This window comes from Gracilibacillus lacisalsi DSM 19029, from assembly GCF_000377765.1.
Taxonomy (GTDB): domain Bacteria; phylum Bacillota; class Bacilli; order Bacillales; family Amphibacillaceae; genus Gracilibacillus; species Gracilibacillus lacisalsi.
Genome location: NZ_KB898662.1, coordinates 471,341 through 487,593, shown reverse-complemented (window position 1 = coordinate 487,593; position 16,253 = coordinate 471,341). Strand labels below are relative to the sequence as shown.

Genomic DNA, 16,253 nt, shown 5'->3' with positions numbered 1-16,253 from the left:
TATGAATACTTTATTTCCTGCCAATACTTTTAATAAAAAAAGGAGTGCGGGAAATGAAGTATTTTTTTATATTATTAGCGACTGTTGGCATGATGTTTTCTGTTGATCAATTACTTACTGAGACAAAAACAAATATAGAAAATCAAAAGGAAATAGACGAATTGATAGAATTAGTGGAAGAGCAGGATCTTCAACTATCAAACTTGCAAACTACTATAAAAGAAGAAATGGAAATAGCGGACATAGAAAGTTTTATTTCTGAAATTAACGGGTATCAACTTGATATACAAGAAAAAGATCAAGATAAAAATCGGCTTAAATTTAGTTCAGACCGACAAGAAAACAATGGAATTACCGAATCAATTTTACTAGTGCGCACAAATGAACAGGAGGAACAATATCAGGTCATCTATACGATTACAGCAACTGAAACAGCACCGGAAGTACTAAAAGTTTATAAAGAGAAAATAAAAACAATTACTAATGGCTTATTTACAAAAAATGCACAATATTTTTCTTGTGTTGAAGCCTGGAAAGATGGTATTATAGATATTGTTTGTTTTATAAATTTTGTAAAAACGCGACTGAATATGACAATAACCGACGAAATAAAAGAGCCAGATTTTTATACGTGGACTGGCTATACACCAAAATGGAATAATAAATTGCAGCTAAATGATGAAGAAATTAATTTGCAAATCGCAGTAAGAGAGCGGATAGGAGATCGGACAACTATCACTATAGGAACACCTATCCTAATACATGAATACTAATAATAATGAATATGGTCTACAGAGGAGAATGAGCCTTGGAAAATATCATCGTACGTGGTGGTAGGCAGTTAAATGGTACTGTAAAAGTTGAAGGAGCAAAGAATGCCGTACTGCCTGTCATTGCCGCAAGCATAATCGCAAGTGAAGGAAAAAGCATTATACACGAAGTACCTGCATTGGCAGATGTACACACAATAAACCAAGTTTTAACGCATATGAATGCAGAAGTTGACTATCAAGGGAATACCGTAACAGTGGATGCAACTAAACCATTATTAACGGAGGCGCCTTTTGAATATGTAAGAAAAATGCGTGCATCTGTCCTAGTTTTAGGACCTCTTTTAGCACGATATGGTCATGCGAAGGTTGCATTACCAGGTGGCTGTGCAATTGGATCACGACCAATTGATCTGCATTTAAAAGGATTTGAAGCTATGGGGGCCGATGTCCATGTTGGCAATGGCTTTGTCGAAGTCTCTACAAAAGATAGATTAAAAGGGGCTAAAATTTATTTAGATATGCCTAGTGTTGGTGCAACAGAAAACATTATGATGGCAGCAGCACTAGCAAAAGGGAAAACAACCATTGAAAATGCTGCAAAAGAACCGGAAATAGTAGATTTAGCCAATTATTTAAACAAAATGGGTGCTAATGTTATAGGTGCAGGCACAGAGACAATTAAAATTGTAGGTGTCGACAAGCTTCGTGGAGTAGAGCATACGATTATTCCAGACCGTATCGAAGCAGGAACATTTATGGTAGCAGCAGCTATTACAGGTGGTAATGTTTTAATAGAAAACGCTGAAATTGAGCATATTCGTGCCCTTGTATCCAAAATGGAAGAGATGGGTGTTAAAATCATTGAAGAGAAAAGTGGTATCCGTGTTATCGGACCAAAGAGACTAAAAGCTACGGATATCAAAACATTACCACATCCAGGATTTCCGACAGATATGCAATCACAAATGATGGCATTGATGTTACAGGCATCAGGTACTGGTGTGATTACAGAAACTGTTTTTGAAAACCGTTTTATGCATGTTGAGGAATTCCGTAGAATGAATGCTAAATTAAAAATTGAAGGGCGTAGCGTCATCGTAGAGGGGCCTGTTAGTCTTCAAGGGGCAGAAGTCGCTGCGACTGATTTACGCGCTGGAGCAGCCTTAATTTTAGCAGGATTGGTAGCAGAAGGGTATACTCGTGTAACTTCTCTACACCATATCGACAGAGGATATGTGGATATTACAGAGAAATTTGCTAACTTGGGAGCTGACATTGAAAGAGTCAATCAAGGAGAAACTACTATTATAACTGAAGTACACCAAGTAGAAGTACAATAATAAAAAGAGGACAGCTTTTAATAGAAGCTAGTCCTCTTTTTATTATACATTAGCAATCTACAAACTGTTAGCATGACAATAATTGTCCAAGCCTATTTTCTATACTTCACTTCTTAAGTTTTTCATTGTTCTATTCTCCTAATCTTGTGAATAAGATAGAGTAGAAACATAAGAAACACAGAGGAGGTTAGCCATGGCCAGGTGGCAAAACAAACAAACATCAACTAACTGGAAATTACCAACTATCATCATCATTTCCACATTACTCACATTCATGTTTATCATCCCAACACTTATTGTTATACCTTTCACAGGGGATGATTCAACTCAAGCATCTGTAGAAACAGAGACAGTCAGCAATTCAGCAGAGGAAAAAGACATTTCATTAGAATCTCCTTTTGATGTCCATGTATTACGAACGGAATCAAATGAAGTGGAACAAGTCCCTTTAGAAGAGTATGTGACGCATGTGGTTGCCTCCGAAATGCCTGCAGATTTTGAAATCGAAGCATTAAAAGCACAGGCATTAGCAGCAAGAACCTTTATTGTTCGCTTTCTGATGCAGGAAAATAGGAAGGAACTTACTGGTGGCGCTGATGTGAATGACACCATTGAACATCAAGTTTATAAAAATACAGATGAACTAAGACAAGTATGGGGTAGTGACTACCATTGGAAAATCGACAAAATTACCGAAGCTGTCGCAGCTACCCAAGGGCAGATTATTACGTATAGTAATGAACCAATTACCGCATCGTTCTTTTCGACCAGTAATGGCTATACAGAAAACTCCGAAGATTATTGGACAGATCAACTGCCGTATTTACGATCAGTTGAAAGTCCTTGGGATGAAGAAATATCCCCTAAATTTATTGACCAGAAAATATTTACGGTAGCTGAATTGGAAGATAAATTAAACATCAATCTTTCCGATTCGGTAGAAGATTTTCAGTTGACAAGAACAGAAAGTAAAAGAGTAGATACAGCAACAATTGGTGGAAAGACCTTCTCAGGACGCGATATCCGTGACTATCTTCAGCTGCCATCTAGTGATTTCACAATTACTAGAAAAGATGATCATTATGTCTTTACAACGAAAGGTAATGGTCATGGCGTAGGGATGAGCCAATATGGCGCAAATGGGATGGCACAAGAAGGGAAATCCTATGAAGAAATCATCGAACATTACTATCAGGGGGTACAAGTAAGCACGTTAGAACAAGCAACTCCAACCCTTTTAGCAAAAAAATAAAAAAAACATGTATAAAATTTCCTCTTTATGATCACAATGGTTGCTGAGGTGATGCATAATGGAGGAAAACAAGAACGTTTCAAAAAATAGTTGGAAACGTATCTTCAAGAAAAGATGGTTTTTTCCTGCTGTATATCTAGCGGTAGCTGCTCTACTTTTAACAGGGGTTCTATGGTACCAAAATGCTGCTAATCAAGGTCCAGACCTAGCAGAGGACATGGAAAATCAACTAGATGATCTAAGAGACGATCAAGATGCACAAGATGAAGAAGACGCAACTACTGTCATGCAACAACAGGAAGTACTAGAGATGCCAGTTTCAGAAGACTTGCAAGTGGAAATCGTGACCAAATTTTATGATTATGGAGCAGATGCAGAAGAACAAGAACAGGCGCTCATTTCACACCAAAACAAATTCTATCAAAGTGATGGGATTGCTATCTCCACTGCTGACCATGAGGCATTTGATGTGACAGCATCATTGTCTGGTACGGTAACAGAAGTGAAGCAAGATCCATTATTAGGTAATGTGGTGAAGATGGAGCACGAGCATGGGGTTTCCACATACTATGCTAGTTTAGATGAAGTTTTCGCTGAAGAGGGTAAAGAAGTCAAGCAAGGAGAAACCATTGGAACAGCTGGACAGAACACACTCGGTCAAGACAATGGTGTCCACGTTCACTTTGAAGTGAGAAAAGATGGAACACCAGTCAACCCAGAGCATTTTATTAATCAACCAATTAATAAAATTGTCGGACCTGACAAGGGTGAAGAAGAAGACAAGGAACCAGCTACAGAAGATGAAGAGAAGCAAGAAGAAAGCTCAGAGGAAAATGAAACACCGACAGAAGATGACAGTTCAGCTGAAGATGAAAACACAACAGAATCAGAAGACAATACAGATGCTGAAAATGACACAGAATCATCAAGCGCAATGGAACATGCGTAAGCGAAATCTCCTTACCTGTGAAAAAGGTAGGGAGATTTTTCATTTTTCAACGCTATTCTTACATATTCTACTTACAAGCTATGAAAAATAATCAAATAGTGTCGATATCGATAACTATTTGACGAACGATTCTATCAAAAAACCTATTGCATAATTTCTCGATTATGAAATAATAAGTAACTGTGAAAGGAGATAGATTATGGTACAAACAAATACAAAAAACAGGATCGGGACAATGCGCGACTATTTTGAATCAGAGAAGCAACTGCAATTTCCTCAATTTTTAACCATGATCAGCCTAGATAGTGACGAAGCAGCACAATTGGAATTAGCAAAGGAATTCCTCTATCAAAGCAACTCTGACTTAGATAAACGGTTAGCTCTAGAGTATTTTGATATTAACCAATGCTATCACGAATTACAATATTTTATAGAAGTGAACAAGGAAAGTATGAATCCATTAAATCAAGCACTAGCGATACTTTATCAATTCATGCTAGATTTAAAAAATGGAAAACCTGTTCATGAAATAAGAACTCAGTCGAAATCGGTTTCCGTTCAACACCCTGAATTAAGATGTCTAAAATACTTTTTGTATATTGAAATAGATAAGAAAGTATATAACTATGAACGAATCGGTTACTACCTAAATAAAATTCAGAAATATCTACGTCATCTAGATAATCCACTATTTATAACATTCTTCCAAATTAGAATGAAGAACTTATTATTTCACTACTATTGGAAAAGAAATGAACTAATCTTAGCAAGAAAGAACGCCTATGAAGCGTTACAAATGCCTCATCATATCAAACTAAAAGCACGCCTCCACCTAGACTTAGCACTCAGTTATATATATGAAGATTTTGAATCTAGTGTTTATCATATCGAAGAAGCAAAGTACATTGCTAATTGCTTAGATGATCAAGATACATTAGAATATATCGATTCCCATACGTATCCATTTATTTGTGCCCATTTTGGTAGAGTGGAAGGAGTTTCCACCAAGGATCCTATCGAAAGGGCTCACTTGGAGATCGCGAGAGGGAACAGTGAATTAGCAATTAGTATGTTAGAACAGCTAGACATGATAACTCCGTTTACACAATATTACTTAGGCTTAGCAACAAAGAAGCAACATTTTTTCATATATTCTTATCAATACTTTATGGAGAAAAGGAGTGATCACTTTTTCGCAAGGTTGCCACTTAAGGCTTCAGAAGGTTTAGGAATATAAAGAAAATATGGGGAGTGGGAGAAATGTCTATAAAGTTCGTAAAAAAGTGTGATCCAGATTACGGTGATATCGGTTAAAAAGAGTGGTGGCGAGAGCCATCACTCTTTTTCTTTCAAACTCCAATCCTCTCTCGCCCGTATGTTGACGCAAAATTTACTGTCATAATGGGATGTGCTGTTTAATATGATGGTACAAATTATCTTTTATTTGTCTAAGGTGAGGATGCTATTCGTCGGTATTGTGGATAATTTTATAAGTAGGACTTGTCTCTGTTCACACCTTGGACTGACAACTTTGGGGAGGCGAGTGATGTGCATGACTACATCAAAGAGAGAACATTAAGGATTGGAAGGTACATTGTCGAAACGAAGAAGACGGTTCGAGTTATCGCCAAGGAATTTGGAGTTTCCAAAAGTACAGTACACAAAGACCTGACAGAACGATTACCCGAAATACATCCCGAACTGGCAAACGAAGTCAAAAACATACTAAGCCACCATAAAGCAATTCGACACCTGCGAGGTGGAGAAGCAACCAAAATGAAATATCAGCTTAATGGTAAAAAAGTACCACCAGAAACAGAAGAACTATTAACTAAATAACCCAAATGATATCCTCTCTAATTCATACATATACCTTCAGATTAACACCATACTAATAACAGATACTCCTTGCTATCAACTATTTTTCGCAAAAATTCCATAAAAATATAAAAATAACGACATTTTTTATGGAAATATCTAACGATATCGAGCATTTTATGATATTATATATAATTAGAGGTATTATGTACCATAATAGAGAAAAGACATCTACTAGCAGCTTACATAAACATCATTAATTGATCGACATAAATCTCAAGTAAGGTAATGAAATAGGGAGGATAATCGTTCATGTTTTCAAGAGATATTGGAATAGATTTAGGAACTGCGAATGTACTTATTCATGTGAAGGGAAAAGGTATTGTACTGGATGAACCGTCCGTTGTTGCGATGGATCGCAATACCGGTAAAGTATTAGAGGTTGGGGAAGAAGCACGCCGTATGGTTGGCCGTACACCAGGCAATATCGAAGCGATTCGTCCGCTTAAAGATGGAGTCATCGCAGATTTTGATGTGACAGAATCCATGCTAAAATATTTTATTAACAAAATTAATGTCAAAGGATTTCTATCAAAGCCGAGAATGCTCATTTGCTGCCCAACTAACATTACAAAGGTAGAACAAAAAGCAATCAAAGAAGCGGCGGAAAAATCCGGCGGTAAAAAAGTTTATTTAGAAGAAGAACCAAAAGTAGCAGCAATCGGTGCAGGTATGGATATTTTCCAACCAAGCGGGAACATGGTCGTAGATATTGGTGGTGGAACAACAGATATCGCTGTACTATCGATGGGAGATATCGTAACGGCTCAATCGATCAAAATGGCTGGGGACAAATTCGATGGTGAAATTCTTCAATATGTAAAACGTAAATATAAATTATTAATAGGTGAAAGAACAGCAGAAGATATTAAAGTGAATGTCGCAACTGTATTTCCAGGTGCTCGCAAAGAAGAAATCGATATTCGCGGTCGTGATATGGTAACAGGGTTACCAAGAACGATTACGATCCGTTCCGAAGAAGTAGAAGAAGCGTTGAGAGAATCGATTTCATTAATTGTACAATCTGCAAAAACCGTTTTAGAAAAAACACCACCAGAATTATCAGCAGATATTATTGACAGAGGTGTTATTCTAACCGGTGGTGGTGCATTACTAAATGGCTTAGATCAATTACTGGCAGAAGAATTAAAGGTACCTGTGCTATTAGCGGAAGAACCAATGAATTGTGTGGCAAAAGGTACAGGCATTATGTTAGACAATATTGATAAACTAGAACGTTCGATTGTTTAATACATAAGAAAAGCGTATGCGCCTGGACTAGGCGATAGTGACGAAGAAACTGCAGTGGACTTATTGTACAGAGCTGAGAAAAGTCCACTAGTCGCTAGTTGCTGGAACTAGACATAAACAAGCTTTTTGCGTCATTAGGAGAGGAGTTCGACTCATGCTTAGAGGTTTTTACACAGCTACAAATGGAATGATGGCACAGCAACGAAGACAGGAAGTGCTATCCAATAATATGACCAACGCACAAACTCCTGGATACAAACAAGATCAAACACCATTAAGAGCATTTCCTGAGTTATTAATCCAACGTATGGAAAACCGTGATATTCCCAATTCGCAGGGTACTAGTGTACCGACCATGACTGAAATCGGGGCTATTAACACCGGTGTATATGTACATGAAACGATACCTGATTTCGTACAAGGAAGCCTTCAGGAAACCGGTGTTTCTACTGATATGGCACTAGTACAAGGTGAAACACCAGATGAAGAAGGATCTATCTTTTACACGGTGCAAAATGGTGAAGGAGATATCCGTTATACGAGAAACGGTAATTTCACCGTTGATGGTGAAGGGAATTTAACAACGTCTAATGGCTATTATGTTTTAGACGATGAAGGGAATCCAATCAATACGGACAATTTAGCATTTACCGTAACACCGGAAGGTATGGTCCAACTAGACGATGGCGAAGCGCCACTTGGGATCGCTTATAGTGCCAATCCTAATGATTTAGTGAAAAACGGAGAAGATTTATTTGAACTTGCAGAAGATGGTGCGGCATTAGTAGATGCCAGAGGTGTGGACGGCTTACAATTCAATGTCCAACAGAACCATTTAGAAAATTCAAACGTGGATGCCGCACAAACGATGACAGATATGATGCAAGCATACCGCAGTTTTGAAGCAAACCAAAAAGTAGTTCAACAATACGATCGTAGTTTAGACAAGGCAGTCAATGAAATTGCAAGACTTGGATAACAAAAGGGGTAGAAGTAAATGACAAGAATGACCTTCCAAGCTGCTGTAGCGATGGGGCAATTACAAAAACGATTAGATAATATCGGGAATAATATTGCGAATGTTAATACAGCAGGCTATAAGAATCGTGATGCCAACTTTTCTTCTTTATTGTCTCAGCAAATCAACACCGAGACTGATCCCACTAATCCACAAGGACGATTAACACCAGATGGATTACGTGTTGGGAATGGTGCAAAACTAGGTCATACCAATTTTAATTTTGACCAAGGATCCCTACAAGTAACAGATCGTAACCTTGATGTTGCTTTGTTGGAAGATAACCATCTCTTTCAGGTAGCTGTTAATGAAAATGGTGAAGAAGAAGTTCGTTACACACGAGCTGGTAACTTTTATTTAACACCATTGGAAGATGATCAAGTGATGCTCGTTACTTCTGATGGAAATCCGGTTCTTGGAGCTAGTGGAGAACCGATTGTCTTAGCTAATAATATGGACGATCTGAAAATTGAGGAAAACGGTACGATCAATGTAACACGTAATGGTGTGCAAGCTGTTGAAGGCCAATTGGAGATTGTCGAAGCAGTTCGTCCGCGATTGTTAGAAGCTGCAGGGGACAGTTTATTCCGTCTATCTGAACAGTCGCTTGAAAATTATCCGTTTGAGGAAATTATCAACGGAGTTGGATTAGCTGATGTAAGAATGGAAAGTGGCTCATTGGAAGCTTCCAATGTAGACCTAGCAAAACAAACAACAGATATGATCGAAACGCAACGAGCATATCAATTTAATGCACGAACCATCTCAATGCATGACCAAATGAGAGGCCTCATTAATCAGTTGAGATAGTGTAGTTTTTAATAAGGAGTCATCCCGTATGTCACAGGAAACAAAAGCAACAAATAAAAATACAACTAAAGCAGATGAACAAAAAAAAGCTCAGACACAGACGAAAAAGGAAAAAAGAGCTGATAAGAAAAAACAACAAGAGAAAAAATACGTCCGTCGCCTCATACCAATTTGGGCGAAGGTGTTGATTATTATCGTGCTAAGTTTATTTGCTTTAATGATCGGTCTTATTGTAGGTTTTAGCATACTTGGAGATGGCAGCCCGTTAGATGTATTAAAATGGGAAACCTGGCAACATATTATCGATTTCGTTAAAGAATAATAACTTTTACTGAAACACGTGATTTTCACGTGTTTTTTATTTCCTTTAGAAGCATCAAAAAATGAAGATATCCCCGGAGGAGAAGTAAATATCCCCGGAAGCGGAACCATTATCCCCGGAAGAGCAACTTTGCTCCGAGGAAAAACCCTTCTCTTCCGAGGAAAAGGCGCTCTGTTCCGTGGAAATATAGAGATATCCCGGGAAGAGAAGTAAATATCCCCGGAAGCGGAACCATTATCCCCGGAAGAGCAACGCTGCTCCGAGGAAAAACCGTTCCCTTCCGAGGAAAAGGCGCTCTGTTCCGTGGAAATATGGAGATATCCCGGGAAGAGAAGTAAATATCCCCGGAAGCGGAACCATTATCCCCGGAAGAGCAACTTTGCTCCGAGGAAAAACCCTTCTCTTCCGTGGAAAAGGCGCTCTGTTCCGAGGAAATATAAAGATATCCCCGGAAGCTTCAATGAAAGCCACTAGTCAAGCTATGATTTTTTCTGCTCTTTTTGATATACTTTAGTGGAGAAAAGAAAGGAGTCATACATATATGGATATTGAACAAATTAAAGATACGATCCCACACCGTTATCCATTTTTGTTAGTGGATGCGATCACTGAACAAGATGATAAACGGATTGTCGGCAAAAAGAATGTAACGATTAATGAACCATTTTTTCAGGGGCACTTTCCGGACTATCCTGTTATGCCTGGTGTATTAATTGTTGAAGCATTAGCACAAGTTGGGGCGGTTGCGATTTTGAGCAAAGAAGAAAACAAAGGTAAAATCGGTTTTCTTGCAGGAATTGACAAGTGTCGTTTCAAACGTCAAGTGAAACCAGGAGATCAAATCCGTCTTGAAGTCGAAATTATCCGTATAAAAGGACCGATCGGAAAAGGTAAAGCCGTTGCAACAGTAGACGGTGAACTTGCTTGTGAAGCGGAAATTACATTTGCAGTGAAATAAGTAAAAGAGAGGCTTTGCAAAGCTTCTCTTTTTTGTCCTTAGCACCCTCTATTTGCATCAACTCCTCCCATCCAAAAACGAAAAATCCCTACAAAAATATAAATAAAATTTATGGCATATTTTGTAGATTATTTGGTTAACCTACCATTGAAGACGACTTAAAGGAGGATATCACATGGAATTAAAATACGTTAAGTATCTTTCAGCTTTGTTATTATCACTGGCTCTATTAGCTGGTTGTGCGACAAATGAAAATGAAGAAGAACAACCGCTTGAAGAAGAGCAGCCACAACAAGAAGAACAAGCTCCAACTGATGAAGCTCCAGATGGTGGCGAACAAGGTGGCAATGGTGGTACAAACGGTGGCGCTGATGGTGGAACCGGAGAAGACATAGGTGAAAATGTGGAAGAGAACTTAGACGAAGCCGAAGAGAACATGGAAGATGCTGTTGAGAATGGTGAAGGTCCAATTGATGATGAAGATAATCCACAGGAATAATTGATCACCATCAAAAGCAGTCAACTTAAAGTAATAAGCTAAAACCCTGTTTCAAGCGAAGCAGGGTTTATTGTTTTGCCATTAATTATCAGAACCTTTATCCATTGATATTCAACTTGATAACTGGTATAGTATACTACTGACTGACCAGTCATTCACAAAAATAAAAAAATGAAACATTTATAAAGGGGAAATCGTACTAGAGAAAGTGAGGCGCTGCAAAGACATGGACAGTAAAAAGAAGCGCATGATTGAAGTGAGTTTGAAACTCTTCTCGGAAAAGGGCTTCCACTCTACTTCCATTCAAGAAATTGCTGATCAAAGTGATGTTTCCAAAGGAGCATTTTACTTACATTTTGATTCGAAGGATGATTTGTTTGTCGAAATTTACAAATATTATACAGAGAGAGTTCTTCAAAAATTGAGTAATATGCACCAGGAAACAGGTAAACCTTTTGACCAATTCACAAAGCAGGTTAGCGCATTTCTTCAATTGTTTAAAGAACACAAGGAATACCTGATGATGCATTTTCGAGAAAATGTCCACCTTGGCGATAAGAAGGATGAATTGATTTTAAATCTACATAAGCAGAGCTATGATTGGATGGAAGATCGCTTAATTAATATTTATGGTGAAGAAATAAAGCCATACATAGTAGATGCCATCATCCTAACCGATGGGGTGATGAGTGGTTATTTTAAATGGATTGCGATTCATGACCTTTCCTTCGATCCGGACCAATTAGCGGGTTATATCACCAAAAATATCGATATTCTGGTGCAAGGCATTTTAACGAATTCTGCGCCTCCTGTATTTCAATATCAGGATTTGAAACGATTCAAGCAAAAGAGTGACCAGTCATTTCAAGCTGTCATCGAGCAAATAAAAAGTCAAATCACAGACCTAGAAAGAGGTGAAAGACAGCAAATAGCAGAAGCATTACATGTACTAGAAGAAGAATGGCAAAAGCAAGAACCTAAACAAATTATCTTTCAAAGTATGATTGAGCATTTAGAATCTTATGCAACGATTAAACCAATTGTTCAATCGTTAAAAACATATTTATAAATATTGAGAGGGGACAAGAAGATGAAGCGTTTATTATTTTTACTGATGATTGTTATCATCACATTAGTTGCGTGTTCGGAAAACAGCGATGAGGAAGAAGAGCAAGTAGAGCGCGTAACACCAGTCGAAACAGGAGAAGTAACGAAAGGTGACCTAGTCATGGAACGTAATTTCTATGGACGTACGATGCCAAATCAAACAACCCCTGTTATTCCTTCTGTAGCGGGTGAAATCGACGAACTAGAAGTAGAAAATGGAGACAAGGTGGAAGAAGATGATGACATTGCAATCATCTCTAGTCCACAAGGGAACATCACCGTAGAAGCTCCGGCAGATGGGGTTATCTCTCAGTTGGAAGCAAAAGAAGGCTCGATGGTTTCCAATCAAGATCCATTAGCAACGATCATTGATTTGGAACAGTTAACTGTTCAATTACAAGTACCTGACGTACAACTAGATTTATTTGAGAAAGGGAAGGAAGTAACCCTGTTATTACAAAGTGCAGAAGAAGAAACACTTGAAGCAGAGATTGAATATGTAGCAGACGCTGCCAATGAAGCGGGACTATTCCCAATTGACTTGTCATTCGATAATGAAACAACCCATTACAAAGCAGGTGTCATTGCTACTGTCGTGTTAGAAGATACCGTCATTGAAAATTCATTACTAATTCCAACAGCAGCATTAGTTGAAGAGAATGATGATACGTATGTATATGTTGTAGAAGATGATACAGCTAAAAAAGTAGAAATAGATGTTCAGGCAACACAGTCCGAATTAACAGCTATTCAAGCAGAGCTTAATGAAGGAGACCAAATCATTACAAGTGGACAATTAACCCTTGTAGATGGCAGTAAAATTAGTGTAGTAGAGGAGGATTAATCATGAAACTAGTCAATACATCGGTTAAACGGCCAGTCGGGGTCATCATGATTGTCCTCGCTATTATTGCAATGGGTGTAATATCAGTTCGGAATTTAGCGATAGACCTGTTTCCAGAAATTGATTTACCAATTGCAGTGGTTGCGACCAACTATCCAGATGCCGCACCTCAAGAGGTTGAAAAACTAGTATCAGAACCGATTGAAGGTGGCCTTAGCTCGATTGAAGGGGTCAACACGATTCAATCACAATCACAAACAGGCTCTTCCTTAGTAATTATTATGTTTGAAAATGGCACGGATCTCGATAATGCCTTACTGGAGGTCCGGGAAAGTGTAGATCAAGTAAAAGCGGCACTGCCAGATGGTGCTAATGATCCAAGTGTTCTGCGCTTTAACCCAAATCAAATGCCAATTATGTGGGTTGGCTTAACAGGCAGTGATACGAACACATTACAAACAGTAGCAGAGGACACCATTCAACCATATTTTGAACGACAAAGCGGTGTTGCTTCTGTCAGTATCGAAGGTGGAGAAGAAAGAGTTATAGAATTAGAATTAGACCGGGCGGCGATGATGCAATATGGTGTATCAACCCAAGCGATTCAGCAGGCGTTGCAAGGTGCTAATCAATCTGGTTCAGCAGGATCGATTCAACGTGGTGAGCAGGATTTACAGTTACGTGTAGATGGTACATTTAATTCAGTAGATGATATTGCCAATTCGATTATTCGGACACCACAAGGTGCACAAATAACAGTCGAAGATGTGGCAGATGTCAATGATACAACACAAAAAAATGGTACAACCCTTGTCAATAATGAGACAGCCGTTGTGTTAAGCATTCTCAAACAATCAGACGGTAACACAGTGGAAGTATCAGACAATGTATTAGCTGCAATTGATGATTTGAATCAAGAGATGCCAGAAGGTGTAAGTCTCGATGTAGTCGTTGATACGTCAGACTTTATTAAACAATCGATCAATTCTGTTATTCAAAATATGATTTTTGGTGGGATTTTCGCGTTATTAGTATTGCTACTATTCCTGAAAAGTGTTAGAGCAACTCTCGTTATCGGGGTGTCGATCCCAATTGCGATTGTTTCCACGTTTGTACTGTTATATTTCACCGGTGAAACATTGAATGTATTAACGATGGGTGGTCTTGCACTCGGTATCGGGATGATGGTCGACAGTTCCATCGTTATTCTCGAAAATATTGTCTCTTACAGGCAAAAAGGATATGGTATCAAAGATGCAGCGATAAAAGGTGCTTCAGAGCTTGCACCAGCCGTAATTGCATCAACAACGACAACGTTAGTAGTATTTTTACCGATCGTTTTCGTTGAAGGGATGGCATCGGAATTATTTACACCATTAGCATTAACGGTTTCGTTTGCATTAATTGCATCACTAGCGGTTGCGGTTACGCTCATCCCGATGTTATCATCTAAACTTTTAACGAAAGCTATGGAGGATAATGGTCGTCGTTACTGGTTCGATCGATTCTTACAAAAAGTAGTGAATGGCTACCAACGAGTGATCGAAAAAGCCTTGAAATTAAGAAAAACAACGATTTTGATTACGATTGTCGCCATCATTGGAAGTGTTTCTTTACTGCCGTTTATTGGTACTGCCTTTATTCCAGAAGGTGATCAAGGCCAGTTAGGTATCACAGTAGAAACACCAACAGGTACAAATGAGGAGAAACGTCTTGCGATCACCGAACAAGTGAATGGCATATTGGCAGATTACGATGATGTCATTGATGTCAGTTATGTAACGGTCGGTAGTGGTAATTCGGAAGAAGCGTTGATGACTGGTGGTTCTGATGCTTCCTATCAAATACAATTAGTACCTGCAGATGAACGAGATCAAACAACAATATCCGTTGTACAACAATTAGATGAACAGTTACAAGATATTGCTGGAGCGGAAATTACTGTTAGCGAAGCAAGTTCTGGTGCCGGATTAGGCGATCCGATCCAAATCCAAATTTCAGGACCAGAAACGGAAGTGTTACAGGAACTGTCAGATCAGGTGCTGATGGTACTAGAAGATGTGGAAGGTGTCTACAATCCAACATCATCTCTATCTGATACACAACCAGAAATTGCGATTCAAGTTGATCGTGAGCTTGCAGCGCAATATGGTTTAAGCTATCAAGAAGTAATGAGCCAAGTACAGGTCGGTTTTATTGGCCAGACGATCATGCAGTATCGTGAAGCCGGAGAAGAAATGAATGTCAAATTAATGTATCCGGAAGAGCAACGTTCAACGATTAATGATTTAGAAAATTTATTGGTTCAAAATCAAGAAGGAACGACGATTCCTTTATCAACGATTGCGGATTTCGAACAAGTACAAAGTGCCGCGACCATTTCACGTCAGAACCAGGAACGACAAGTTAATATTTCATCTGGTATTGTCGACAGTGATTTAGGTACTGTATCTCAAAATGTTAAAAGTGCATTAAATTCTATGCACTTCCCAGAAGATTATGATTATTCGATCGGCGGTCAGGCGGAAGATATGACAGAAGCCTTTGTTGACTTAGGTCTGGCTTTAGTATTATCGATTTTCTTAGTATACGCCGTTATGGCAATTCAATTTGAAAACTTCCTGCACCCATTAATCATTATGTTCTCCATGCCTGCAACAGCAATAGGGGTGTTTGGTGGACTGTTCATTACCGGTCAACCGTTATCCATCACCGCCTTTATCGGGGTAATTATGCTCGCCGGTATAGTAGTTAACAATGCGATCGTGCTAGTCGATTATATTAATATTCTAAGGAATCGAGGAATGGATCGACACGAAGCCATTGTCGAAGCCGGAAAAACAAGGTTGCGTCCTATTTTAATGACAACCTTAACGACAATCCTAGCAATGGTTCCATTAGCGTTAGGATATGGTGAAGGTGCGGAAATGCAACAGCCAATGGCCATAACTGTCATTTTCGGTTTATTGACATCCAGCGTCTTTACACTAGTCTTAATTCCAGTCGTTTATACGTACTTTGATAACCTATCAGAGCGTATTAAAGGATGGTTTACGAGAAAAGGGAAGAAAAAGAAAGAAGCGTAACGAATAATCTGAACAATCATTTCCGGATAGAACGGGAATGGTGTTCAGATTTTTCTTTTTAAAATATGATCTACCATGGATATTTCCCTTTCCAGGGAACAAGGGGTGCTCTTCCTGGGATAAGAGGAGCTGTTCTGTGGATATAGCTCTTTTCCTAGGGAAAGTT

The 16,253-nt window shown here is 38.7% G+C and carries 15 protein-coding genes; all 15 read left to right on the top strand.

Going from position 1 to position 16,253, the window contains the following annotated elements:
- Nucleotides 1-53: 53 nt before the first annotated feature.
- The 15 genes from D569_RS0102255 to D569_RS0102185 all read left to right on the top strand — a co-directional run bounded on the left by D569_RS0102255 (nucleotide 54) and on the right by D569_RS0102185 (nucleotide 16,087).
- Nucleotides 54-773 carry a YwmB family TATA-box binding protein gene (locus D569_RS0102255; protein WP_018930773.1) on the top strand — a complete coding sequence of 240 codons (720 nt, stop codon included), beginning with the start codon at nucleotides 54-56 and terminating at the stop codon, nucleotides 771-773.
- Between the two features lie 35 nt (nucleotides 774-808).
- Entirely contained in the window at nucleotides 809-2,113 is a 1,305-nt protein-coding gene (murA, locus tag D569_RS0102250) for a UDP-N-acetylglucosamine 1-carboxyvinyltransferase (RefSeq protein ID WP_018930772.1), read from the top strand.
- Between the two features lie 193 nt (nucleotides 2,114-2,306).
- On the top strand, nucleotides 2,307-3,365 hold the full coding sequence (gene spoIID, locus D569_RS0102245) for a stage II sporulation protein D (RefSeq protein ID WP_018930771.1): 1,059 nt from the start codon (nucleotides 2,307-2,309) through the stop codon (nucleotides 3,363-3,365).
- A 58-nt stretch (nucleotides 3,366-3,423) separates the two neighbouring features.
- Nucleotides 3,424-4,314 carry a stage II sporulation protein SpoIIQ gene (gene spoIIQ, locus D569_RS0102240; RefSeq protein WP_018930770.1) on the top strand — a complete coding sequence of 297 codons (891 nt, stop codon included), beginning with the start codon at nucleotides 3,424-3,426 and terminating at the stop codon, nucleotides 4,312-4,314.
- 199 nt (nucleotides 4,315-4,513) lie between these two features.
- Nucleotides 4,514-5,551 (top strand): AimR family lysis-lysogeny pheromone receptor, encoded by a 1,038-nt coding sequence (locus D569_RS0102235; RefSeq protein ID WP_018930769.1) that lies wholly within the window; start codon nucleotides 4,514-4,516, stop codon nucleotides 5,549-5,551.
- 311 nt (nucleotides 5,552-5,862) lie between these two features.
- On the top strand, nucleotides 5,863-6,153 hold the full coding sequence (gene spoIIID, locus D569_RS0102230; protein WP_018930768.1) for a sporulation transcriptional regulator SpoIIID: 291 nt from the start codon (nucleotides 5,863-5,865) through the stop codon (nucleotides 6,151-6,153).
- Nucleotides 6,154-6,444: 291 nt separating this feature from the next.
- A complete protein-coding gene (gene mreB / locus D569_RS0102225; protein WP_018930767.1) occupies nucleotides 6,445-7,443 on the top strand; it encodes a rod shape-determining protein in 999 nt (332 codons plus the stop codon).
- 154 nt (nucleotides 7,444-7,597) lie between these two features.
- Entirely contained in the window at nucleotides 7,598-8,422 is an 825-nt protein-coding gene (locus D569_RS0102220) for a flagellar hook-basal body protein (RefSeq protein WP_018930766.1), read from the top strand.
- 18 nt (nucleotides 8,423-8,440) lie between these two features.
- Nucleotides 8,441-9,271: a flagellar hook-basal body protein gene (locus D569_RS0102215; RefSeq protein ID WP_018930765.1), complete on the top strand. Its 831-nt coding sequence runs from the start codon at nucleotides 8,441-8,443 to the stop codon at nucleotides 9,269-9,271.
- 28 nt (nucleotides 9,272-9,299) lie between these two features.
- Nucleotides 9,300-9,593, top strand: a complete 294-nt coding sequence (locus D569_RS0102210; RefSeq protein ID WP_018930764.1) for a DNA-directed RNA polymerase subunit beta — start codon at nucleotides 9,300-9,302, stop codon at nucleotides 9,591-9,593.
- 541 nt (nucleotides 9,594-10,134) lie between these two features.
- Entirely contained in the window at nucleotides 10,135-10,551 is a 417-nt protein-coding gene (gene fabZ, locus D569_RS0102205) for a 3-hydroxyacyl-ACP dehydratase FabZ (protein ID WP_018930763.1), read from the top strand.
- A 175-nt stretch (nucleotides 10,552-10,726) separates the two neighbouring features.
- Complete coding sequence (locus D569_RS0102200; RefSeq protein ID WP_018930762.1) at nucleotides 10,727-11,050, top strand: hypothetical protein; 324 nt, start codon at nucleotides 10,727-10,729, stop codon at nucleotides 11,048-11,050.
- A 226-nt stretch (nucleotides 11,051-11,276) separates the two neighbouring features.
- Nucleotides 11,277-12,119, top strand: a complete 843-nt coding sequence (locus tag D569_RS0102195) for a TetR/AcrR family transcriptional regulator (protein WP_018930761.1) — start codon at nucleotides 11,277-11,279, stop codon at nucleotides 12,117-12,119.
- Between the two features lie 21 nt (nucleotides 12,120-12,140).
- Nucleotides 12,141-13,001, top strand: a complete 861-nt coding sequence (locus D569_RS0102190; protein WP_018930760.1) for an efflux RND transporter periplasmic adaptor subunit — start codon at nucleotides 12,141-12,143, stop codon at nucleotides 12,999-13,001.
- Between the two features lie 2 nt (nucleotides 13,002-13,003).
- Entirely contained in the window at nucleotides 13,004-16,087 is a 3,084-nt protein-coding gene (locus D569_RS0102185) for an efflux RND transporter permease subunit (protein ID WP_018930759.1), read from the top strand.
- The last annotated feature ends 166 nt before the right edge of the window (nucleotides 16,088-16,253 follow it).

Bases quoted from the DNA above. Each gene is read 5' to 3' on its own strand.
- spoIID (WP_018930771.1), top strand. From the start codon at position 2,307: ATGGCCAGGTGGCAAAACAAACAAACATCAACTAACTGGAAATTACCA.
- fabZ (WP_018930763.1), top strand. From the start codon at position 10,135: ATGGATATTGAACAAATTAAAGATACGATCCCACACCGTTATCCATTT.
- D569_RS0102185 (WP_018930759.1), top strand. From the start codon at position 13,004: ATGAAACTAGTCAATACATCGGTTAAACGGCCAGTCGGGGTCATCATG.
- D569_RS0102215 (WP_018930765.1), top strand. From the start codon at position 8,441: ATGACAAGAATGACCTTCCAAGCTGCTGTAGCGATGGGGCAATTACAA.
- D569_RS0102220 (WP_018930766.1), top strand. From the start codon at position 7,598: ATGCTTAGAGGTTTTTACACAGCTACAAATGGAATGATGGCACAGCAA.
- D569_RS0102235 (WP_018930769.1), top strand. From the start codon at position 4,514: ATGGTACAAACAAATACAAAAAACAGGATCGGGACAATGCGCGACTAT.
- D569_RS0102190 (WP_018930760.1), top strand. From the start codon at position 12,141: ATGAAGCGTTTATTATTTTTACTGATGATTGTTATCATCACATTAGTT.
- mreB (WP_018930767.1), top strand. From the start codon at position 6,445: ATGTTTTCAAGAGATATTGGAATAGATTTAGGAACTGCGAATGTACTT.
- D569_RS0102200 (WP_018930762.1), top strand. From the start codon at position 10,727: ATGGAATTAAAATACGTTAAGTATCTTTCAGCTTTGTTATTATCACTG.
- D569_RS0102195 (WP_018930761.1), top strand. From the start codon at position 11,277: ATGGACAGTAAAAAGAAGCGCATGATTGAAGTGAGTTTGAAACTCTTC.
- spoIIQ (WP_018930770.1), top strand. From the start codon at position 3,424: ATGGAGGAAAACAAGAACGTTTCAAAAAATAGTTGGAAACGTATCTTC.
- D569_RS0102210 (WP_018930764.1), top strand. From the start codon at position 9,300: ATGTCACAGGAAACAAAAGCAACAAATAAAAATACAACTAAAGCAGAT.
- D569_RS0102255 (WP_018930773.1), top strand. From the start codon at position 54: ATGAAGTATTTTTTTATATTATTAGCGACTGTTGGCATGATGTTTTCT.